The organism is Pantoea sp. T14 (assembly GCF_036663535.1).
GTDB lineage: Bacteria > Pseudomonadota > Gammaproteobacteria > Enterobacterales > Enterobacteriaceae > Pantoea > Pantoea phytostimulans.
Genome location: NZ_JAWUEB010000002.1, coordinates 73,766 through 96,897, shown reverse-complemented (window position 1 = coordinate 96,897; position 23,132 = coordinate 73,766). Strand labels below are relative to the sequence as shown.

Sequence of the window (23,132 nt, the reverse complement as noted above, 5' to 3'; positions counted from 1 at the left end):
CGCGTTGCAGGAAGGCGGCAAGTGAGTTCATCCCCGGGAGCTTACATAAGTAAGTGACCGGGGTGAGCTAACGCAGCTAACGCATCTGCAGCGTTATGTATGACGGGCTTACCCTAAATAATTCGCGTTGCAGGAAGGCGGCAAGTGAGTTCATCCCCGGGAGCTTACATAAGTAAGTGACCGGGGTGAGCTAACGCAGCCAACGCATCTGCAGCGCGAAGTATGACGGGTAGGACGGGTAAATTATTGGTACTCGCTCATCGGTACACAGGAACAGAACAAATTACGATCCCCAAACACATCATCCAGACGTTTTACCGTCGGCCAGTATTTGTTGTGATTACCTGCCGGGAATACCGCCAGTTCGCGGCTGTACGGATGCGCCCATTCGCCAACAATTTCCATCTGGGTGTGCGGCGCGTTGACCAACGGGTTATCTTCCGCAGGCCATTCGCCGTCGGCTACGCGATCAATTTCCATGCGAATTGACAGCATCGCGTCGATAAAGCGATCCAACTCCACTTTGCCTTCAGACTCGGTTGGCTCAACCATCAGCGTGCCGGCAACCGGGAAGGACATAGTTGGAGCATGGAAGCCGTAGTCGATTAGACGCTTAGCGATGTCCAGCTCGCTGATGCCGGTTTGCTCTTTCAGCGGACGAATGTCGAGAATACATTCATGCGCCACGCGACCATCACGGCCGGTGTAGAGAATCGGATAAGCGGATTGCAAACGGCTGGCGATGTAGTTGGCATTCAGAATCGCGACAGAACTCGCCTGCTTCAGACCTTCAGCGCCCATCATGCGGATATACATCCAGCTGATTGGCAGAATTGAAGCGCTACCAAACGGGGCAGCGGATACTGCGCCCTGCTGTGTCAGTACGCCGTCAATTTGTACTACGCTGTGGCCTGGCACAAACGGTGCTAAATGCGCTTTCACGCCGATCGGTCCCATGCCTGGGCCACCGCCGCCGTGTGGAATGCAGAAGGTTTTGTGCAGGTTCAGGTGCGAAACATCCGCGCCGATGTAACCTGGCGTGGTGATGCCGACCTGAGCGTTCATGTTTGCGCCATCAAGGTAAACCTGACCGCCGTACTGATGAACGATCTGGCACACTTCACGAATGGTTTCTTCATACACACCGTGCGTTGACGGATAAGTCACCATGATGCAGGAAAGTTTATCGCCAGCCTGCGCGGCTTTCTCGCGCAAATCGCCCAGATTAATGTTGCCCTGCTTATCACACGCCACCACCACCACGTCCATGCCTGCCATCTGCGCAGAAGCGGGGTTAGTACCGTGTGCTGAACTTGGGATTAGGCAAAGGTGGCGATCGCCTTCGTTGCGACTTTCGTGATAACGGCGAATTGCCAGTAAACCCGCGTATTCGCCCTGCGCGCCAGAGTTCGGCTGCATGCACAGTGCGTCGTAACCGGTAAGTTGCACCAACCACTGCGACAGTTGACCAATCATCTGCAGATAACCGGTTGCCTGCTCAGCCGGGCAGAATGGATGAAGTTCAGCAAACTCAGGCCAGGTAATAGGGATCATTTCCGCTGCGGCGTTGAGTTTCATGGTGCAGGAACCTAGTGGAATCATCGCCTGGTTCAGCGCCAGATCCTTTTTCTCCAGGCTGTGCATGTAACGCATCATCTCAGTTTCGCTGTGATGACGGTTGAAGACCTGATGGGTCAGGATTTCACTTTGACGTTGCAGACCTGCCGGGATTGACTGGCTGTCTGCGGCGACTTCACCGTCGAGCTTATCGATATCTTGATTGTGCGTATCACCTAACAGAATGGCGAACAGCGCGCTGATGTCTTCACGACAGGTGGTTTCATCCAATGTGATGCCAACAGCATTATGAATGTCGCTGCGCAGGTTAACGCCAAAGCTGACAGCACGACTCAGCACCGCTGCTTTGTCCGCAACTTCAACGGTTAACGTGTCAAACCAGTGATGATGACGCAGCTTCAAGCCACCATTTTGCAGGCCCGCAGCCAGAATATTGGTGAAACGGTGAATACGCGAAGCGATGCGCTTCAAGCCGACCGGACCATGGAACACCGCATAAAGGCCCGCGATATTGGCCAGCAGCACCTGCGAAGTACAGATGTTGGAGTTAGCTTTCTCACGGCGAATATGTTGCTCGCGGGTTTGCATCGCCATACGCAGCGCAGTATTGCCTGCAGCATCACGAGAAACCCCGATAATGCGGCCTGGCATAGAACGCTTGTGCTCATCACGGCTGGCGAAGAAAGCGGCGTGTGGCCCGCCGTAGCCCATCGGAACACCGAAACGCTGCGCAGAACCGAAAACGATATCTGCACCCTGCTTGCCTGGCGCTTCTAACATCACCAGTGACATAAAGTCGGCGGCGACACTGACAATTACTTTGTGCGCTTTCAGCTCGGTAATCAGTTTGCTGTAGTCATGCGCTTCGCCAGTTGTGCCCACGTGTTGGAGCAATACACCAAACAGATCGTCGTGATCCAACGCTTTATCGGCGCGATCGATGATCAATTCGAAACCAAAGGTTTCTGCACGGGTACGTACGACATCCAGAGTTTGCGGATGAATATCATCGGCAATAAAGAATTTGTTCGCGGTTTTCAGCTTACTGATGCGCTTTGCCATCGCCATGGCTTCGGCAGCAGCGGTGGCTTCATCGAGTAATGATGCAGAGGCGATATCCATACCGGTCAGATCGATCGTTACCTGCTGAAAGTTCAGCAACGCTTCAAGGCGACCTTGTGAAACTTCAGGCTGATAAGGCGTGTATGCCGTGTACCAGCCTGGATTTTCCAGCATGTTACGCAAAATAACGGGCGGTGTGATGACCGCGCTGTATCCCATGCCGATCCAGGATTTGTAACGCAGATTCTGGCTGGCAATAGCTTTCAGCTCCGCCAGCGCCTGCTGCTCAGTAGCGGCTTCACCTACAGCTGGTGGCCCCGGGAGTTGGATATCCGCAGGAACGATGGAGCCGATTAACGCCTCCAGCGAACTGGCGCCGATAGCGTCAAGCATCACCGCTTGTTGCTCAGGTGAAGGACCGATATGGCGCTCAATGAATGCACCGTTATGTTCAAGCTGGCTGAGAGTCTGGGTCATTAGCAGTAAATCCTGAATCGGGCTGGGGAACTGAAAGTGCAAAAATAATGGCGGCCTCTGCATGAGGCCGCTCAACGATTACTCGTCGATGGACGCTTTATAAGCATCAGCATCCAGCATCGAGTCGAGCTCTGACTCATCGCTGGCTTTGATTTGGAACAGCCAACCACCTTCATAAGGATCGCTGTTAACCGTTTCAGGCGAATCGCCCAAGGCTTCGTTGACGGCAACAATTTCACCGCTGATTGGCGCGTAGATATCGGAAGCGGCTTTAACAGATTCCGCTACCGCGCACTCTTCACCTGCGCTAAACGTTGCGCCAACTTCTGGCAAATCAACGAACACCATGTCGCCAAGTAACTCTTGTGCGTGCTCTGTAATGCCAACGGTATAAGAACCATCAGCGTTTTTACGCACCCACTCGTGGCTATCACGGTACTTCAACTCACTTGGCACATTGCTCATCGCCATTTCTCCTGAATAAAATTTATTGTGCGACCGGTTTACCGGCGCGGACAAAAATGGGTTTGGTTACCTTCACCGGCATTTCGCGGTTACGAATTTCTACCACTGCGCTGTCGCCTACGCCAGCCGGAACGCGGGCAAGGGCGACGCTGTAACCCAAAGTGGGAGAAAAGGAACCACTGGTAATAATGCCTTGTTGTGGCTGACCTTGTTCATCAGTAAAGCGAACTGTTAAGCCGTTACGCAGCACCCCTTTTTCAGTCATGACCAGACCCACCAGTTTTTCAGTGCCCTGCTTACGCTGCGACTCCAGCGCTTCGCGACCGATGAACTGACGATCGCTGGGTTCCCAACTCACCGTCCAACCCATGTTGGCCGCCAGCGGAGAGACACCTTCGTCCATTTCCTGACCGTAGAGATTCATCCCCGCTTCCAGACGCAGCGTATCGCGCGCGCCCAAACCAGCAGGTTTAACGCCAGCGGCGACTAAACGCTGCCAGAAATCTGCTGCTTCGCCTGCAGGCAGTGCAATTTCATAGCCCGCTTCGCCGGTATAACCGGTCGTCGCGATGAATAAGTCGCCCGCCTGCACACCGAAGAATGGCTTCATGCCCTCTACCGCTTGACGCTGCTCGGCGCTGAACAGCGTCTGCGCTTTTTGCTGCGCCTGTGGCCCCTGAACAGCAATCAGCGCTAAATCGTCACGCTCAGTCAGCGAAATTCCGTAGCCCTCCGCATGTTCAGCGATCCAGGCGAGATCTTTCTCACGCGTCGCGGAGTTCACCACTAAACGGAAAAACCCTTCGGTCATAAAGTAAACAATTAAATCGTCAATAACGCCACCCGATGCGTTCAGCATCCCGGTGTAAAGCGCTTTGCCAGATTGGGTCAGTTTCGCGACATCATTGGCCAACAGATAGCGGAGGAATTCACGCGTGCGTGGGCCTTTAAGGTCGACAATAGTCATATGGGAGACATCAAACATGCCCGCATCATTACGCACGGCATGATGTTCATCCATCTGAGAGCCGTAATGCAGCGGCATCATCCAGCCATGAAAATCCACCATGCGGGCACCGCAGTTTTGATGCTGTTCAAACAAAGGGGTTTGCTGAGTCATAACCATCCTGTGCAAAAGCGAGTGAGGTTCAACGTGCGTCAAATTTAGCGCCGACGCAAACGTTCTCTTTGGGTTGACGTTACCACCGAATGTGGCGTTTAACCATAAGCAGAACGAGGTCGAAACGAGGCACCTAGCGTAGCGAACTTTTTATTGTGTCAGGATAAAAAACCACAATTTTGTGATTTATCACGCATTAAATGCAGTTGTGGAGTTTATATGCAGTAAATTTATGCGTAATGACTCGCAGGATGTTAAAAAATCACTTTGGCGAAAAAGCTTTTGGATAAATAAAAGTAATGCGAACAAGCGCGCAAAATTAGAATAAATCAAACGAGGCACAATCGCGGTGCGGGCCTGCCTTTTTATGGTGCAATGCCTTTTTAGGCATAAAAAAAGCCAGCAAAATGCTGGCTTCATAAACAATGGGATAAGGAATTAACGTAGCCAGTCCGGCATATCGTTCAGGCCCATCGCCTGCTTTAACATCATTGGTTTCACACCTGGTAACGTGTCTGCCAGTTTCAGGCCAACGTCACGTAGCAGCTTTTTCGCTGGGTTATTACCCGCGAACAGTTCACGAAAACCCTGCATGCTCGCCAGCATCAGCGCCGCGCTGTGTTTGCGACTGCGCTCGTAACGGCGCAAATAGAGGTGCTGGCCGATATCTTTACCTTCCTGATGAAGGCGACGAATTTCGCCAATCAACTCTGCCGCATCCATAAAACCGAGATTTACCCCTTGGCCTGCCAACGGATGAATGGTGTGCGCGGCATCGCCGACTAACGCCAGACGGTGTGCTGCAAAGTTACGTGCATAGCGCGCCGTAAGCGGGAATGATTTGCGCTCACTTTCCAAATGACACAAGCCAAGACGCATATCGAATGCCACCGCCAGTTGCTGATTAAACAGCGCTTCAGGCATGGTTTCAAGACGGCTTGATTCTTGCGGTGACAGCGACCAGACAATGGAACAAAGATGCGGATCTTGCATAGGCAGAAACGCCAGAATGCCGTCGCTATGAAACACCTGCCGTGCGATGCCATCATGCGGCAAGTCGGTGCGAATATTGGCAACCAAAGCGTGATGATCATAATCCCAGAAGGTGACGGGAATATCGGCTTTGTTGCGCAGCCACGAATTAGCACCGTCAGCGGCAATCAGCAAACGCGCGCTTACCATGCTGCCATCTTGCAGGGTGATAAAGGCTTCATTGTCACCAAAAGCGACCTGTTGCAGCTGTGAAGGTGCTATTAACGTGACATCACTGCAGGCAGTGGCGCGTTGCCACAAGGCGCTGTGGATCGCCGGATTTTCAATAATATGGCCAAGATGTGACAACCCTTGGTGTTCATCGTCAAATGAGATGGAGCCAAAGCTATCCTTATCCCAGACTTCCATGCCGTGATAAGCGCTGGCGCGCAGCGACAAAATCGTCGGCCAGACATCCAGCTTTTGCAGCAAGCGTTCGCTCGCGGCGTTGATAGCCGACACGCGAATCGAAGGCAAGGCTTTGGCAGTAAATTGCGGTTCAGCCGCCTTCTCTAGCACGGCAACGCGCAGTCCACTGCCCTGCAAACCACAGGCAACGGCCAGACCTACCATGCCGCCACCGGCGATCACCACATCAAAAGTTTGCATCGCTGCCCCTTAAATTAACGCTTAACCCAGCCAAGCGTGCGCTCAGCCAGTTGATTTCGCAGCCACGGCAGATGATCCATCGCCAGTAAGCCCAGATTTCTGCCAACAATCAGCGGCGCGTGGCTATTGGCGAACAGGCGCACTAATCCATCCGTGATGCCAATTGTGGTGTCGCGATCGTGCTGACGACGCTGCTGATAATGGTGTAATACCGCGTAACTGCCAGCATCCTGCTGGTGACGATGCGCCGCCGCCACAGTTTCCGCCAGTGACATCACATCACGCAGTCCAAGGTTAAAGCCCTGTCCTGCAATTGGATGCAGCGTTTGTGCTGCATTGCCCACCACCGCGACGCGATGCGTAACCTGCTGCGTCGCCTGCTGTAAGGCCAGCGGATAACATTCGCGCTGACCCGTTTGAATAAACTTACCTAAACGCCAACCGAATGCGCGCTGTAGCTGAAAAAGAAATTCGCTGTCGCTCCAGCTTTCAATCTGGCTGCGTGCAGCAAGCGGATGGCACCACACCAGCGATAGTCGATTGTTTGACATCGGTAATAACGCTAAAGGACCGTGTTCCGTAAAACGCTCGAAAGCGCGGCCCTGATGTGGAAGCTGCGTAGTGACGTTGGCAATCAACGCCAACTGATGATAATCCTCGGTTTGCCACTGAATGCCGCATGATGCAGCAAGCGCAGAACGTGAACCGTCTGCCGCCACTAATAAAGCGCTTTCCAGCTGTTCGCCGTTATCCAGCGTCACCTGCACCTTATCTTGCGTGCGCGTCGCCTGCATAACGCGGGCCGGGCAACGCAAGGTCACACCAGGCGCCTTTTTCAACGCGGCAAATAAACGTTGCCCAACATCAAACAGTTCTACCACCTGCCCCAGCGCCGGAATAGCCTGCTCTTCTGCGGTCATGGAAACAAAGCCGAGATGGCCCCGATCCGAAACGTGAATGCGCGTAATCGGCGTTGCGCAGCTTTCAAGGCTGCGCCAGATATTGATATCCGCTAACTGCTGGCATGTTCCTGCGGCAAGCGCAATTGCACGTCCATCATAACCGGGATGGGCGCGACTGGCGGGTTCGATACTTTCAATCAACGTCACCGGCAGCGTGCCTTGCGTAAGATGTGAAATCGCCAGCGCCAGCGTTGCGCCAGTCATACCGCCACCCGCAATGATAATACTCATGCGCGCTGTGCCGCCGCCATCAGGGCTTCAATCGCTTCCGGGTCTTTCACTACGCTGTCGGTGAGATTTTCGTTACCGGTTTCAGTGATCACAATGTCATCTTCGATACGGATACCAATGCCGCGGTATTCGGCTGGCACGTCTGCGTCTGGCGCGATGTAGAGACCCGGTTCGATGGTTAACACCATGCCAGGTTCAAGGATACGATCGCGACTTGGGGTGCCGTAATGCCCCACGTCGTGGACATCCAATCCCATCCAATGACTCAAACCGTGCATGTAGAATTGACGATGTGCATCTTCAGCGATCAAGGCATCAACATCACCTTGCAGTACGCCCAACTCGACCAGGCCGGTGATCATGATACGCACCACTTCATCATTCACTTCGCGAATGCTGATTCCGGGACGGAACAGCGACAATGCGGTGTAGAGCGAAGCGAGTACGATGTCGTAGATTTCGCGCTGTGGCTGGCTGAATTTACCGTTTATCGGGAAGGTGCGGGTGATATCACCTGCATAACCGTGGAATTCACAGCCGGCGTCAATCAGCACTAAATCGCCGTCACGCAATTCAGATTCATTTTCGGTGTAATGCAGAATGCAGCCATTCTCGCCTGAGCCGACGATAGTGTTATAGGAAGGGAAACGTGCACCGTGGCGACTAAATTCATGAAGAATTTCGCCTTCCAGCTGATATTCAAACATCCCAGGACGGCATTTTTCCATGGCGCGGGTATGCGCCAGCGCACTGATTTTTCCTGCCCGGCGTAGGATCTCAATCTCATCCGGGCTTTTGAACAAGCGCATTTCATGCACCCAAGGACGCCAATCGGTGACCGTTGCGGGCGCACTCAAGTTCTGGCGAAAACCACGACGCAATTTTTCGAGAGCGTTAAACACCAAAGTGTCGCTTTCGGCATACTCGCCTTGTGCGTGATAAACCACGTCCAGGCCATTCAACAGCAAATGCAGCTGATCGCCGATATCGTCCCAGGGTAGCGCACGATCCACGGCCAGTTTAGCGGGGGCAGCGTCTTGCCCCAGACGGCGTCCAAACCAGACTTCAGCAGTGAGATCGCGGACACGGTTGAATAACACGCTGTGATTATGCGTTTCATTGCTTTTAATCAGCACCAACAACGCCTGCGGCTCGTTGAAACCGGTGAAATACCAAAAATCGCTGTTCTGACGAAACGGGTATTCGGTGTCATTGCTACGCGTCACTTCCGGCGCGGCAAAAATCAATGCTGCGCTGCCGGGTGCCATCTTAGCTAACAGCGCCTGACGACGCTGCTGAAAAGTTTCCAGTGAAATCATGTCTGCACTCCCTGTTTATAAGAACGCTGTTGATAAGAACGCGGTTTACAAGCACGCGGTTAAAGAAGACGCTGTTGAAATGCGCCCGTCGGCGTCCTGAAATACCTGGCTTAGTGTAGCGTTGGTTTCTGCATTTCAGGCGCAGTCGGTTGCGGTCGGGTAAAGGTGTCATGACACAGCAGTGCCGCTACACGCACATACTCAACCACCTCTTCCAGCGACTGCTCTAGCTCTTCCTGATCTTCATCTTCGTCATAACCAAGCTGCGCAATGGTGCGTAAATCATCAATCGCTTCGCCGGTTTCGCCTGTGACTTTATCAAGCTTAGGCTGCGTCACACCAAGGCCAAGCAGGAAATGATTTACCCAGCCAGCCAGCGCGTCGGCGCGGTCAAATACCGTGATGTCATCTTCATCTGGCAACATCAGTTGAAAGAGAAAACCGTCATCTTCCAAGGCAGTGGCAATATTTTCATGCAGCGATTCCAGCGGCAGCGACAGGCTTTGCGAAAAAGCCATGCCTTCGTTGGCCAGATCGTGGACCAGCGCTTTCCAGCTCGTGTCCTGATTTCCGCCACACAGGATGCCGCTAATCAGTCCGTGCATTTCTGCCGGTGTCATGCCAACACCCTGCTGAGAGAGCGCCGCCGCTAGTGCGTTGTAATCAGGAGTTGCGTTCTGTAAGGACATAAGTTTTCATCGTCGTTGGCGGAATAAGTTCGTGTTATGCTACCACTAGCTGCCTCAAGGTTTCCAGAAAAGGGGTTGTAACTTATTTCGCGGGTCTATATAGTTGCCCGCCTCCCAAGCCATTGACTGCTAAGGGAGTTGCGGGCTAAGTAATCAGTCAGGAAGGGTGGCATGTCTGCACAACCGGTAGATTTACAAATTTTTGGTCGTTCGTTGAGAGTGAATTGTCCGCCTGAACAGCAAGATGCGCTGAATACTGCGGCTGAAGATCTCAATCAACGGTTGCAAGATTTAAAAGTTCGCACTAGAGTCACCAATACAGAACAACTGGTGTTCATCGCCGCGTTAAACGTCTGCCACGAGTTGGCACAAGAAAAAGGCAAGACGCGCGATTATGCTGCTAATATGGAACAACGTATTAGAATGTTGCAGCAGACGATTGAACAGGCATTAGTTGAGCAAGGTCGCATTACTGATCGCGAAGATGCGAAGTTCGAATAAAACTTCATGGTTGCTATGATAGAGTAACGGTGAGGTAAATTTTCTCTGAGATGTTTGCATGTGGGCCAGTCCCCTGAGCCGATATTTCAAAAAAACAGAATGTGACGCTCCGTAACCTGTGAGCATGCTCGGTCCGTCCGAGAAGCCTGATGGTTGCGACGGCATATTCACCTTGAACCAAGGGTTCAAGGGTTACAGCCTACGGCGGCATCTCGGAGATCTCTTCTTTGTAGTCCTGGTTTTCTTCCCCACGTTGCATGATTGCAATGCATGATATAGTTTGCTTCTTCAGCGGCTTATCCTGTGGGGAAACCATGTCAGAACCCTCTTTTTTACTGCGTCAGGATATTCGTCAACATGTGCGTCATTTGCGCCGTGCCTTAACCGACGATCAGCAAGAAAATGCTGCTGACCTTCTTGCCGAACATGCCATCAATCTCGCCCCCATCACTGAAGCACAAAACGTCGCCCTGTTTTTATCGGTAGATGGTGAACTCAACACGCGCCCGCTGATTGCTAAACTCTGGCAACAAAGAAAACAGGTTTACCTGCCGGTGCTGCATCCCTTTTCACCCGGAAATCTGCTGTTTATGCGCTACACGCCAGAGACCTCTCTCACGCTCAACAAGCTGCGCATTCCTGAGCCACCACTCGATATCCGTCATCTGATTACGCTTGATCAAATTGATGTGATGATGGTGCCTCTGGTGGCGTTTGATCGTCAGGGACAACGGTTGGGCATGGGCGGCGGTTTTTATGACCGCACGTTGCAGAATTGGAAACAGCATGGCTTTTTACCGGTTGGTTTGGCGCATGATTGTCAACTGGTCGATGCGCTGCCGGTTGCGGAATGGGATGTACCGCTGCCTGCGGTGTTAACACCGTCAAAGCTCTGGCAATGGGAATAAAAAAAGAGGCGCTAGACAGCGCCTCTTACCGTATGTATATCCGCTTCTATACCCTAAATAATGGGCGTTGCAGGAAGGCGACAAGTTAGCTCATCCACAGGAGCTTACACAAGTAAGTGACCCGGGTGAGCTAACATAGCCAACGCATCTGCGGCTTGAAGTATGACGGAGATAATGATCAGTAAAGCAAACGAGCGCGTATCGTGCCCGGAATGGCTTTCATCAGGTTCAGTGCTTTATCAGCCAGCTCTTTCTCAGCATCAATATCAATCACCACATAACCCATATATGGCGACGTTTGTAGGTACTGCGCAGCGATGTTAATGCCCTGCTCAGCAAATATTTGGTTGATTGCCGTCAGCACGCCCGGACGGTTTTCGTGGATGTGCAGCAAACGGCTGGCGCTGACACCATGCATTGGTAGCGACACTTCTGGGAAATTCACCGCAGAAAGCGTAGAACCGTTGTCGGAATATTTCGCCAGTTTACCGGCTACTTCGATCCCGATATTCTCCTGCGCTTCTTCGGTAGAACCACCAATGTGTGGCGTAAGAATCACGTTATCAAACTCGCTAAGCGGAGAGATAAATGGATCGCTGTTGGTTGCTGGCTCCACCGGGAATACGTCGATTGCAGCACCACCGACATGCTTACTCGCCAATGCATTACACAGGGCTGGAATATCAACAACCGTGCCACGTGAAGCGTTAATCAGCAGCGCGCCTGGCTTCATCTGCGCCAGCTGATCTGCACCGATCATATCTTGCGTCGACAGTGTTTCAGGTACATGCAGCGTGACGACATCGCTCAGGTTCAGCAGTTCATTAAGACCACGCACCTGTGTTGCGTTGCCCAACGGCAGTTTATTTTCGATGTCATAAAAGTAAACATGCATGCCCAGGCTTTCAGCCAGCACGCCTAACTGCATACCGATATGGCCATATCCAATGATGCCAAGCTTCTTGCCGCGAGCCTCAAACGAGCCTTTCGCGTTTTTGTTCCAGATACCGCGATGCGCTTTGGCATTGGCTTCTGGAATACCACGCAGCATCAACAGCATTTCACCAATTACCAGTTCGGCTACCGAACGGGTATTTGAGAATGGCGCATTAAAGACCGGAATACCGCGTTTGGCAGCAGCATCCAGATCGACCTGGTTGGTCCCAATGCAAAAGCAGCCAACAGCGACCAGCTTTTCAGCTGCTGCAAAGATCTCTTCAGTCAGTTGGGAGCGGGAACGGATACCGATAAAATGCGCATCGCGGATGGATGCTTTTAACGCCTCCGAATCCAATGCACCTTTGTGGAATTCAATATTGGTGTAACCTGCTGCACGCAGATTATCCAGCGCGCTCTGATGGACACCTTCCACCAGCAGGAACTTAATTTTGTCTTTTTCCAGTGATACCTTTGCCATTTCCCGACCCTATTCAGTATTCAACGAGGGCTACCATAAGCCAGCCTTCTGTCAAAATATCAAAATTTACGCGTCCGGCAATACAAACGATTGCCTGGCTACCAGCACGGCAACGTCCAGCAGCAGCACATTGCCGTACAAAATCGGGATCTGAGCAATTAAGGGAGAACGAACCCGCTGTCAATGCCGCTTATGTGACATAAGTCACCAAATTTCATCCCTGTAAGAAAAGATGTTTCACGAGAAGAAATTAGTGGCATACCGACAGTGCCGGGCAGATCATTTTTTGATGGTTCTAACGCCATCCGGGCCGCCGATCAATGCAATATCCGCAGAGCGTGCAGCAAAAAGTCCAACGGTCACGACGCCAGGCAAAGCATTAATCGCTTTTTCTAAAGCAATAGGGTCAAGGATGCGGAGATTATGCACATCAAGAATAATGTTGCCGTTGTCGGTAACCACTTTCTGACGGTATTCAGGCAGGCCGCCCAGCTTAACCAGCTCACGCGCCACGAAGCTACGCGCCATAGGAATGACTTCAACCGGCAGCGGGAAATGGCCGAGTACATCCACCTCTTTAGAGGTGTCGGCGATACAGATAAAGGTGTCCGCTACCGCAGCCACAATCTTCTCACGCGTAAGTGCCGCACCGCCGCCTTTGATCATTTGCATCTGTGGATTGATTTCATCGGCCCCATCAACGTAGATCGATAAGCTATCGATTTCGTTCAGGTCAAATACCTGAATGCCAAGACTTTTCAGTTTCTGGGTAGAGGCTTCCGAACTCGAGACAGCGCCTTCAATTTGATGCTTCATCGTAGCAAGCGCATCAATAAAGTGTGCAGCGGTCGAACCGGTGCCAACGCCAACCACTGTTCCTGGCTGCACATAATCGAGTGCAGCCCAACCTACGGCTTTTTTCAGTTCATCCTGGGTCATGATATGTTTAAAACCTGTGCGACAACGGGGTGCGCGTAGTATAAAGCAAGGCTTGTTAAAAATGCTCGGGTGAGTGTGCTGGATTAATCGCTTTGGAAGCCAGCCCACAAAAAAGTTAGACATCCGTCACATGTGGCACTTTTATGGCATAGTAACGTCCATCCTGAAGGAGAGAGAACAAGAATGAAACGCCCCGATTACCGAACGCTTCAGGCGCTGGATGCTGTGATTCGTGAACGCGGCTTTGAGCGCGCCGCACAAAAATTATGTATCACCCAATCTGCGGTCTCACAGCGTATCAAACAGCTGGAAAACCTGTTTGGTCAGCCACTGTTAGTGCGTACCGTACCGCCCCGCCCAACCGAACAAGGGCAAAAATTACTCGCGCTGTTGCATCAGGTAGAGTTGCTGGAAGAAGAATGGCTCGGTGGCGATGATAACAGCGGTACTGCGCCGCTGCTGCTGTCGCTGGCAGTTAACGCCGACAGTCTGGCAACCTGGCTGTTACCCGCACTGAAAGATGTACTGGCTGATTCGCCGGTGCGGCTCAATTTACAGGTCGAAGATGAAACCCGCACGCAGGAACGCCTGCGTCGCGGCGAAGTGGTGGGTGCAGTGAGTATTCAACCTCAGCCGTTACCCAGCTGCCTGGTTGATCAGCTTGGCGCTTTAGATTATCTGTTTGTCGCCTCACCCGATTTCGCCGATCGCTTCTTTCCAAATGGCGTGACGCGTTCAGCACTGCTAAAAGCGCCTGCGGTAGCATTTGATCATCTTGATGATATGCATCAGGCATTTTTGCAGCAGAATTTCGACTTATCACCGGGCAGCGTGCCCTGTCATATTGTGAACTCATCGGAAGCGTTTGTGCAGATGGCCCGTCAAGGTTCAACCTGCTGTATGATTCCGCACCTGCAAATTGAGCGTGAACTGGCTAGCGGCGAGCTGATCGACTTGACGCCGGGCCTGCAGCAACGTCGTATGCTTTACTGGCATCGCTTTGCGCCAGAGAGTCGTTTGATGCGTCGGGTAACTGATGCGCTGATTGCGCATGGACATCGCGTTTTGCGACAGGATGATGTTGCAGCGTAAGATGAAGAAACGGGGCGAAATGCCCCGTTTTGCTTTATGGCGTATTGGGTTTGATTTCAAACACCACATCAACCTGATCATCAAAGTTGATACTTTGCTGATCATAGGTTTCCTGTGCAGAGGTATCCGCTGGTGCCGCCGCCGCTTTGTACATGCGGGCCATTGGCATCGGTTGATAATTCGAAACCTGATAACGAATGCTATAAATCGAGCCCAGCTTGGCATTAAATCCTTCTGCAAGTTCTGAGGCTTGCTGAGTTGCATTTTTAATCGCGGCTTTACGCGCTTGCTGTTTATAGTCGTTTGGATTGGCTACGCCCAACTCAACACTGCGAATCTCATTCAGACCCGACTTCAGTGCCCCATCCAGCAAATCATTAAGCTTATCGAGATGACGTAACGTCACCTGCACTTCACGCACAGCACGATAGCCTTTCAGAACCGATTTACCCTCTTTGGTATAGTCGTATTCTGGCTGTGTGCTCAGATTTGCGGCATCAATATCTTTTTTCTCAATGCTGTTTTTCTGCAGAAAATCAAAATATTGCTGAACGCGCCCATCTGCTTGTTTTTTGGCATCAGCGGCGTCTTTTGACGACACGTTCACCACAATTGATAAGGTCGCAATATCCGGGCGGGCATCAACCGTTGCCTTGCCTGAAGTGACGACATGCGGTCCATTAGGTAATTCATCAGCTTGTGCGCTTAAAGGTAATCCAGCGCTCATCATTGCGGCCAAAGCCAATGCTTTCAGTTTCATGAAAGTCCTCCTTGAAGATGTCAATTCAATAGCTTCCAACGTGGCGAAGCCCAAAACGCATAGCGATGCGCCATGCTTTGAGTGGTGATTATGGCAAAAGTTCTGCTCAACGCCGCTTAAACGTCAGAACTATCGCAGTGACGTGTGCACATAACGCTAATTCAGTGACGTCATGTTTCGGATAATGTCCTTATTAGCTGAAGGCTGGCTTTTTGCGGGCTTTAATTTTTAAAACGTAGCAAGCGCAGGCGATTTGCCTGCGCTTGAGAAACAGCAGTTCAATTAGAGGCTCGTAATGCTCTGACTTGCCAATTGAAAGGCGATGAACCACATGATCGTGCCCACCAGCAGGTTGATAATGCGCTGAGCGCGTGCGGTGCGCAGCAGCGGAGAAAGCCAGGCCGCTAACAACGCCAATCCAAAGAACCACAGAATAGAGGCGCTAATGGTGCCGAACGCGAACCATTGTCGTGCTGATTCTGATGCAAACTGGCTGCCTAAACTGCCCAATACCACAAAGGTGTCCAGATAAACATGCGGATTAAGCCATGTAACCGCCAGCACGGTGGCAATGATGCGCCAGCGGCTCTGCTTGATGGCTGTCTCCTCTGACAACGTCACATCGCCGCTAAAGGCCGTACGTAACGCTCCCCAGCCATACCACAGCAAAAACGCGACGCCAGCCCAGGTAATCATCATGAGCAGCAGTGGCGATTGGCTCAGTAATGCGTTTCCGCCGAAAATCCCGGCACAAATGAGCGCGATATCGCTCAACGTGCAAAGGGCTGCTGTCATAAAGTGATATTGACGCTTAACACCCTGATTCATGACGAAAGCATTTTGGGGGCCAAGCGGCAGAATAAGTGCTGCGCCAAGCGCAAGCCCTTGAAAAAATACAGATAACACAGGGAGATATCCTTACATCGGTGCGATGCAAAGGATTATAGTGACGCGAGATGATTAGTGGAAATTGAAAAATTTAATGTTTGATTAGATAAATTAATGGGCGGCATCGCACCGCCCATTGTGTCATTAAATTTTCGTTTGCACGGGTTGTTCCGCTTTGACGGGTTCAGCCGATTCTGCTGCGTCAGCTTGCTTGGTGTGATGGAAATGCACATCCATCTGCGGGTACGGAATACCGATACCTTTTGCATCCAGTGCGCGTTTAAAGTTCTTCAGCAGGTCCCAGTAAACATCCTGCAGATCACCGCTGTTGCTCCAGCAGCGCACCACAAAGTTAAGTGATGATGCAGCAAGCTCATTCAAGCCAATCTGGATGCCCTTGTCTTTCAAGACGCGATCGTCAGCTTCAACCACTTCCTTTAATAGCGCGATCACTTCATCCACATCCGCGTCGTACGCTACACCAATGATGAACTCATTCCGACGAACCGGTTCACGTGAAAAGTTAACAATGTTGCCACTGATAATTTTGCCGTTTGGCACCACAACCATCTTGCCATCAGCACTTCTCAGCGTAGTAGAGAAGATCTGCACATTCAGTACAGTACCCATTACGCCGCCGAGATCGACAAACTCGCCAGTACGGAACGGACGGAAGGTCACCAGCAGCACGCCAGCCGCGAGATTCGAAAGCGAACCCTGCAATGCCAAACCTACGGCTAAACCGGCAGCACCCAGTACGGCAATGACGGAGGCGGTTTGCACCCCAACGCGCCCCAGCGCAGCAATCACGGTAAAGGCGATTACGCCATAGCGCACCAGCGCAGAAAGAAAGTCCGCTACGGTTGCATCAATGTGACGTGCCAGCAGCAGGCGATTCACCCCATTAGATATAATGCGGGCGATGATCATCCCGACGATAATAATGGCAATTGCCGCCACAATATTGACTGCATAGCTCAGAAGCAGCGCCTGGTTACGTACCAGCCAGCTACCCGCAGTGTTGATACCATTGACGACGTTTAAGTCTTCCATTAGTAAGCCCTGTTGTTAATTCCCGTCGGGAAAGCACAAAAACTGCCAGATGTAATCCGACACCCGTGATCAAGGGTAATCAATTATCCAGCGAAGCGCCAAACAGCAGAGGAATTAAGTGAAATTTCCAGAATAACGGGCATAAAAAAAGGCCCTTTCGGGCCTTTTTTGTACTGTAACGTAGAATTAATTACAGTACGTCAACTGCGTTGAGCTCTTTGAATGCTTGCTCAAGACGCACCACCATGGATGCCTGAGCAGAGCGCAGCCATACGCGTGGGTCGTAGTATTTCTTATTCGGCTTGTCAGCACCTTCTGGATTACCCAGCTGCGCTTGCAGATAGCCTTCGTTCTTTTTGTAGTACTGCAGGATGCCGTCCCAGGTTGCCCATTGGGTGTCGGTATCGATGTTCATCTTGATCACGCCGTAGCCGATAGACTCTTCGATTTCTGCAGCAGATGAACCTGAACCACCGTGGAAAACGAAGTCCAGTGCGTTATGCGCCAGGCCATGTTTCTTGGTCACGAATTCCTGAGAATCACGCAGGATGGTTGGCGTCAGCTTCACGTTACCTGGCTTATAAACGCCGTGAACGTTACCGAATGACGCAGCGATAGTGAAACGTGGGCTGATGGCATTCAGTTTTTCGTAAGCGTAGTTAACGTCTTCTGGCTGGGTGTAGAGTGCAGATGCGTCCATATGGCTGTTGTCGACGCCATCTTCTTCACCGCCGGTGCAGCCCAGTTCGATCTCCAGCGTCATATCCAGTTTGGCCATACGCTCAAGATATTTGCTGCAAATTTCGATGTTTTCTTCCAGTGATTCTTCAGACAGGTCGATCATGTGTGAAGAGAACAGCGGCTTACCGGTTTTCTTGAAGTGCTCTTCGCCAGCGTCCAGCAGGCCGTCGATCCACGGCAGCAGTTTCTTCGCACAGTGGTCGGTATGCAGAATAACAGGCACGCCATACTGCTCAGCCATCAGGTGAACATGATAGGCACCGGCGATAGCGCCGAAAATTGCCGCGCCCTGTGGCTTGTCGGTTTTGAAACCTTTACCGGCGATAAATGCAGCACCGCCGTTAGAGAACTGAACGATAACGGGCGCTTTCGCTTTCGCTGCCGCTTCCAGAACCGCGTTGATAGAATCGGTGCCGACGCAGTTTACCGCTGGCAGGGCGAATTTATTCTCTTTCGCCACTTTGAAGATCTTCTGTACGTCGTCACCAGTGACTACGCCGGGTTTAACGAAATCAAAAATTTTAGACATGATTGTGTCCTGTTTCGTGATCGTGCTTCCCCTTAAACGGGGTACGATTTAAACGCCCAATCGGGCAAGTCTTCAGGCGACGCCATCTGGCATCGCCCCCAAAGGATTACTGCTTCGCACGCTCTTCCAACATGGCAACCGCTGGCAATTTTTTGCCTTCGACGAATTCCAGGAACGCGCCGCCGCCGGTTGAGATGTAGGAAATTTTGTCTTCAATGCCGAACAGGTCGATTGCCGCTAAGGTATCGCCGCCGCCTGCAACAGAGAAAGCTTCGCTGTCTGCAATGGCGTTGGCAACGATTTCGGTGCCTTTACGGAAGTTCGGGAATTCGAACACACCCACCGGGCCGTTCCACAGGATGGTTTTCGCATCTTTCAGAATGGCAGCCATCGCCTGTGCAGTTTCGTCGCCGAAGTCCATAATCTCTTCGTTATCCGCCACTTCGGAAACCTTTTTCACGGTAGACGGGGCAGTTTCAGAGAATTCTGTGCCAACGCGAGAATCAGTTGGAACCGGAATACCGTACTGATCGCGCAGCTCTTTTGCTGCGGCTACAAAGTCTGGTTCGTACAGCGATTTACCGACTTTGTTGTCGATTGCGACGAAGGTGTTAGCGATACCGCCGCCGACGATAACCTTGTCAGCGATTTTAACCAGTGACTGCAACACGTCGAATTTGGTCGATACTTTTGACCCACCCACGACTGCGACCAGCGGACGCTGCGGGTTGTTCATCACTTTACCCAGGGCTTCCAGCTCGGCAGAAAGCAGCGGGCCTGCACATGCGATAGGCGCGAATTTACCTACGCCGTGGGTTGAAGCTTGTGCACGGTGCGCAGTACCGAAAGCATCCATCACGAATACGTCGCACAGTGCAGCATATTTTTTAGACAGTGCTTCGTCATCTTTCTTTTCGCCTTTGTTAAAGCGAACGTTTTCCAGAACCACCAGCTCACCTGCGCCGACTTCAACGCCTTCAAGGTATTCTTTAGCCAGGGTAACGTTGGTGCCGCTCAGCTTATCTTTCAGATAGTTAACGACCGGCAGCAGAGAGAACTCTTCGTTGTATTCACCTTCGGTCGGACGACCCAGGTGAGAGGTAACCATCACTTTCGCGCCCTGTTTCAACGCCGCTTCGATGGTAGGCAGAGAAGCACGGATACGTGCATCAGACGTCACTTTCCCTTCTTTCACTGGTACGTTGAGATCGGCACGGATCAGAACGCGTTTGCCAGCAAGATCCAGATCGGTCATCTTAATTACAGACATGGTGAATCCTCTCGTTGATTCTCGTAAGTTTTGCCAGACGCAGACCGCGTCTTACCTGAAACCGCTTGCGGCCATTGCTAACGTCGTGTCGAGCATTCGGTTAGCAAAGCCCCATTCGTTGTCACACCAAACCAAGGTCTTGATCAGGTGCTGACCGCTGACCCGCGTTTGCGTACCGTCCACAATGGCACTGTGCGGATCATGGTTAAAATCGACTGAGACTAACGGTAATTCTGTATAGTCAACTATACCACGAAATGCACCCTCTGCCGCGCTTTGCAACAAAGCGTTAACTTCACACGCCTTTACGCCCTGACGCACAGAAACACTGAGATCAATGGCTGTCACGTTGATGGTCGGCACACGCACCGCTATCGCTTCAAAGCGGTCGTTGAATTTCGGAAAAATACGGGTAATGCCAGCCGCTAAACGCGTATCCACCGGAATGATTGACTGACTTGCTGCACGCGTGCGGCGCAGGTCGCTGTGATAAGCATCAATCACCTGTTGATCGTGCATCGCCGAGTGAATTGTCGTTACTGTGCCAGATTCGATGCCAAAGGCGTCGTCCAGCAGCTTGATCACGGGGATAATGCAGTTCGTGGTACAGGATGCATTGGACACGATGCGGTCAGATTGTTTAAGAGCCTGTTCGTTAACACCGAATACCACTGTTGCGTCGAGGTCGTTGCCACCCGGATGGGAGAACAAGACTTTTTTCGCACCCGCTTGCAGATGTGCTTCACCATCCGCACGCGATCCGTAAACGCCGGTACAATCCAGCACCACATCCACGTTCAGCTCGCGCCACGGCAACCCTTTCAGTTCAGCCTGATGCAAGATGCGAATGGTGTCATCACCCACCCACAACAGATCGCGCTCCTGACGCACATCAAACGCGAAACGACCGTGGCTGGTGTCGTACTTTAGCAAATGCGCCATGCCGACAGCTTCTGCCAGCTCGTTGATCGCCACCACGGTGATTTCAGCACGTCGCCCTGTTTCATACAGTGCGCGCAATACGTTGCGTCCAATACGGCCAAAACCATTTATTGCTACCCGGACGGTCATCTTTCTCCTGCCAAATCTGACTGAAAAAACGTGCCGTTAGCCTGAGCGTTCTCCTGCGTTTTGTACAGGAGATTATTACCCGGCATCGTCCGAAACTGGATTATCTGGAGCAATAACTGAAACGGTTCAGCGAGGATAAGGGAAGGAAGGAATAACAGGAATGATTGTGATCAATTACGCTGCTTATATTTGGATCTGCGTCACAAATATGCATAAAAAACGATTATTACTGTAGGAATAAAGCGTCAAAAAAGGGACGAATGCGCTCGTCCCTTATAAACAGGCTAAACAGCGCGGCTGCGCTGCTTTAGTATTCCGTTACGCTAACAGCGCTTTGGCTTTTGCCACGACATTGTCGACGGTAAAACCAAACAGTTCAAACAGCTGGTCAGCCGGAGCGGATTCGCCGAAGCTGGTCATACCGATGATTGCGCCGTTCAGACCGGTGTATTTAAACCAGTAATCTGCAATGCCCGCTTCGATTGCTACGCGTGCGCTGACGGCTTTTGGCAGCACAGACTCACGGTATTCATCGCTCTGCTTGTCGAATGCATCGGTAGATGGCATAGACACGACGCGCACTTTACGGCCTTCGCTGGTCAGCTTGTCGTAAGCAGCTACGGCCAGCTCAACTTCTGAACCGGTGGCGATCAGGATCAACTCAGGCGTGCCTGCAGAATCCTTGAGCACGTAACCACCACGCGCTACGTTTGCCAGCTGCTCAGCGGTACGTTCCTGCTGTGCAAGGTTCTGACGCGAGAAGATCAGCGCGCTTGGGCCGTCTTTACGCTCAATGGCATATTTCCATGCCACTGCAGATTCAACCTGGTCACATGGACGCCACAAGCTCATGTTTGGCGTGGTACGCAGGCTCGCCATTTGCTCAACCGGCTGGTGCGTTGGGCCATCTTCGCCCAGACCGATAGAGTCATGGGTATAAACCATGATCTGACGGATCTTCATTAGTGCCGCCATACGCGCCGCGTTACGCGCATATTCAACGAACATCAGGAAGGTTGCGGTGTAAGGCAGGAAACCACCGTGCAGCGCCAGACCGTTAGCAATTGCGGTCATACCAAATTCGCGCACGCCGTAGTGAATGTAGTTACCGGCTGCATCTTCATTGATTGGCTTGGATCCAGACCAAATAGTCAGGTTACTTGGCGCCAGGTCAGCGGAACCGCCTAAATATTCTGGCAGAATCTTACCGAAAGCTTCGATAGCATTCTGTGACGCTTTGCGGCTGGCGATTTTGGCTGGATTAGCCTGCAGCTGCTCAACAAATTTCTGCGACTCTTCCTGCCAGTTAGCAGGCAGTTCGTTGCTTACGCGACGCTTGAATTCAGCCGCCAGCTCTGGGTTTTCTTTAGCATAGGCCGCAAACTTCTCGTTCCAGGTTGCTTCTTTCGCCTGGCCAACTTCTTTCGCATCCCATTCAGCATAGATTTCTGAAGGAATAACGAACGGCGCATGTTCCCAGCCCAGCTGTTTGCGGGTCAGTGCGATTTCGTCGTCGCCCAGCGGTGCGCCGTGTGAATCGTGCGTACCGGCTTTGTTTGGAGAACCGAAACCGATCACGGTTTTGCACATCAGCAGTGAAGGCTTGTCGCTAACCGCTTTCGCTTCTTCGATGGCTTGAGCAATTGCATCTGCGTTATGACCATCAACGCCGCGCACTACGTGCCAGCCATACGCTTCGAAGCGCTTAGCGGTGTCATCGGTGAACCAGCCATCAATGTGACCATCAATAGAAATGCCGTTGTCATCATAGAAGGCAACCAGCTTGCCTAACTTCAGCGTACCCGCCAGCGAGCAAACTTCGTGTGAGATGCCTTCCATCATGCAACCATCGCCCATGAATACGTAGGTATTGTGATCTACGATGTCATGGCCTGGACGGTTGAACTGCGCTGCCAGCGTACGCTCGGCAATGGCGAAGCCTACTGCGTTAGCGATGCCCTGGCCCAGCGGACCGGTGGTGGTTTCAACGCCAACGGTGTAGCCGTATTCCGGGTGACCTGGAGTTTTAGAATGCAGCTGACGGAAGTTTTCCAGCTCGCTCATCGGCAGATCATAGCCGGAAAGGTGCAGCAAGCTGTAAATCAGCATGGAGCCATGACCGTTAGAGAGGACAAAACGGTCGCGATCGGCCCACAATGGGTTAGTTGGGTTGTGATTCAGGTAGCCACGCCACAGTACTTCGGCGATATCCGCCATGCCCATTGGGGCACCCGGATGTCCCGATTTAGCTTTCTGTACTGCATCCATACTTAATGCGCGAATGGCGTTGGCGAGCTCTTTACGAGAGGGCATTTTCTACTCCAGGTCGGATTAATGCTTAGCGTCTTAACTTATTGTAATTAATCAGTTATCAAGCGAAGCAAGGAAAAAGTTGCACATCAATGTACATGAAACTAAG

19 protein-coding genes and 1 other RNA gene are annotated in these 23,132 nt (G+C 51.9%); 4 read left to right on the top strand and 16 right to left on the bottom strand.

The features are described 5' to 3' along the window. Positions 1–243: 243 nt before the first annotated feature. From gcvP to SC127_RS00695, 7 genes are all read right to left on the bottom strand, one after another. Entirely contained in the window at positions 244–3,117 is a 2,874-nt protein-coding gene (gene gcvP / locus SC127_RS00725) for an aminomethyl-transferring glycine dehydrogenase (protein WP_332624878.1), read from the bottom strand. Positions 3,118–3,195: 78 nt separating this feature from the next. Further along, positions 3,196–3,582: a glycine cleavage system protein GcvH gene (gcvH, locus tag SC127_RS00720; protein ID WP_215845683.1), complete on the bottom strand. Its 387-nt coding sequence runs from the start codon at positions 3,580–3,582 to the stop codon at positions 3,196–3,198. 22 nt (positions 3,583–3,604) lie between these two features. Beyond that, entirely contained in the window at positions 3,605–4,702 is a 1,098-nt protein-coding gene (gene gcvT, locus SC127_RS00715; RefSeq protein WP_332624877.1) for a glycine cleavage system aminomethyltransferase GcvT, read from the bottom strand. A gap of 438 nt (positions 4,703–5,140) precedes the next feature. Next, positions 5,141–6,343 carry an FAD-dependent 2-octaprenylphenol hydroxylase gene (ubiI, locus tag SC127_RS00710; RefSeq protein WP_215845682.1) on the bottom strand — a complete coding sequence of 401 codons (1,203 nt, stop codon included), beginning with the start codon at positions 6,341–6,343 and terminating at the stop codon, positions 5,141–5,143. Positions 6,344–6,357: 14 nt separating this feature from the next. Then, a complete protein-coding gene (ubiH, locus tag SC127_RS00705; protein WP_332624876.1) occupies positions 6,358–7,536 on the bottom strand; it encodes a 2-octaprenyl-6-methoxyphenyl hydroxylase in 1,179 nt (392 codons plus the stop codon). Then, positions 7,533–8,855: a Xaa-Pro aminopeptidase gene (gene pepP, locus SC127_RS00700; protein WP_243079024.1), complete on the bottom strand. Its 1,323-nt coding sequence runs from the start codon at positions 8,853–8,855 to the stop codon at positions 7,533–7,535. The genes ubiH and pepP overlap by 4 nt, the downstream gene beginning before the upstream one ends. A 110-nt stretch (positions 8,856–8,965) precedes the next feature. After that, positions 8,966–9,544 (bottom strand): YecA/YgfB family protein, encoded by a 579-nt coding sequence (locus SC127_RS00695; protein WP_215845679.1) that lies wholly within the window; start codon positions 9,542–9,544, stop codon positions 8,966–8,968. 171 nt (positions 9,545–9,715) lie between these two features. Between SC127_RS00695 and zapA the strand changes: the two genes are divergently transcribed. The 3 genes from zapA (at position 9,716) to SC127_RS00680 (ending at position 10,953) form a co-directional block, all read left to right on the top strand. Next, positions 9,716–10,045: a cell division protein ZapA gene (zapA, locus tag SC127_RS00690; RefSeq protein ID WP_215845678.1), complete on the top strand. Its 330-nt coding sequence runs from the start codon at positions 9,716–9,718 to the stop codon at positions 10,043–10,045. Positions 10,046–10,084: 39 nt separating this feature from the next. After that, positions 10,085–10,268, top strand: a non-coding RNA gene (ssrS, locus tag SC127_RS00685) — 6S RNA. A gap of 91 nt (positions 10,269–10,359) precedes the next feature. Beyond that, a complete protein-coding gene (locus SC127_RS00680; RefSeq protein ID WP_215845677.1) occupies positions 10,360–10,953 on the top strand; it encodes a 5-formyltetrahydrofolate cyclo-ligase in 594 nt (197 codons plus the stop codon). Positions 10,954–11,131: 178 nt separating this feature from the next. Here the strand turns inward: SC127_RS00680 and serA are convergent, their stop codons facing one another. Further along, complete coding sequence (gene serA, locus SC127_RS00675; RefSeq protein ID WP_215845676.1) at positions 11,132–12,370, bottom strand: phosphoglycerate dehydrogenase; 1,239 nt, start codon at positions 12,368–12,370, stop codon at positions 11,132–11,134. Positions 12,371–12,649: 279 nt separating this feature from the next. After that, positions 12,650–13,309 (bottom strand): ribose-5-phosphate isomerase RpiA, encoded by a 660-nt coding sequence (rpiA, locus tag SC127_RS00670; protein WP_215845675.1) that lies wholly within the window; start codon positions 13,307–13,309, stop codon positions 12,650–12,652. A 183-nt stretch (positions 13,310–13,492) separates the two neighbouring features. On the opposite strand from rpiA, the gene SC127_RS00665 reads away from it, so the two are divergent. Further along, entirely contained in the window at positions 13,493–14,401 is a 909-nt protein-coding gene (locus SC127_RS00665; protein ID WP_215845674.1) for a LysR family transcriptional regulator ArgP, read from the top strand. A gap of 34 nt (positions 14,402–14,435) precedes the next feature. Here SC127_RS00665 and SC127_RS00660 read toward each other — a convergent pair whose 3' ends face one another. The 7 genes from SC127_RS00660 to tkt form a co-directional block, all read right to left on the bottom strand. Continuing rightward, positions 14,436–15,161 (bottom strand): oxidative stress defense protein, encoded by a 726-nt coding sequence (locus tag SC127_RS00660; RefSeq protein WP_215845673.1) that lies wholly within the window; start codon positions 15,159–15,161, stop codon positions 14,436–14,438. Positions 15,162–15,443: 282 nt separating this feature from the next. Continuing rightward, positions 15,444–16,067, bottom strand: a complete 624-nt coding sequence (gene argO / locus SC127_RS00655; RefSeq protein WP_243079022.1) for an arginine exporter ArgO — start codon at positions 16,065–16,067, stop codon at positions 15,444–15,446. A gap of 126 nt (positions 16,068–16,193) precedes the next feature. Continuing rightward, positions 16,194–17,102, bottom strand: coding sequence for a small-conductance mechanosensitive channel MscS (gene mscS / locus SC127_RS00650; protein WP_215845671.1), 909 nt, complete (start codon positions 17,100–17,102; stop codon positions 16,194–16,196). 190 nt (positions 17,103–17,292) lie between these two features. Beyond that, positions 17,293–18,372 (bottom strand): class II fructose-bisphosphate aldolase, encoded by a 1,080-nt coding sequence (gene fbaA, locus SC127_RS00645; RefSeq protein ID WP_243079021.1) that lies wholly within the window; start codon positions 18,370–18,372, stop codon positions 17,293–17,295. Between the two features lie 106 nt (positions 18,373–18,478). After that, positions 18,479–19,642, bottom strand: coding sequence for a phosphoglycerate kinase (gene pgk / locus SC127_RS00640; RefSeq protein WP_332624875.1), 1,164 nt, complete (start codon positions 19,640–19,642; stop codon positions 18,479–18,481). A gap of 51 nt (positions 19,643–19,693) precedes the next feature. Beyond that, positions 19,694–20,713 (bottom strand): erythrose-4-phosphate dehydrogenase, encoded by a 1,020-nt coding sequence (gene epd / locus SC127_RS00635; RefSeq protein ID WP_215845668.1) that lies wholly within the window; start codon positions 20,711–20,713, stop codon positions 19,694–19,696. Between the two features lie 318 nt (positions 20,714–21,031). Beyond that, positions 21,032–23,026 (bottom strand): transketolase, encoded by a 1,995-nt coding sequence (tkt, locus tag SC127_RS00630; RefSeq protein ID WP_215845667.1) that lies wholly within the window; start codon positions 23,024–23,026, stop codon positions 21,032–21,034. Between the last annotated feature and the right edge of the window lie 106 nt (positions 23,027–23,132).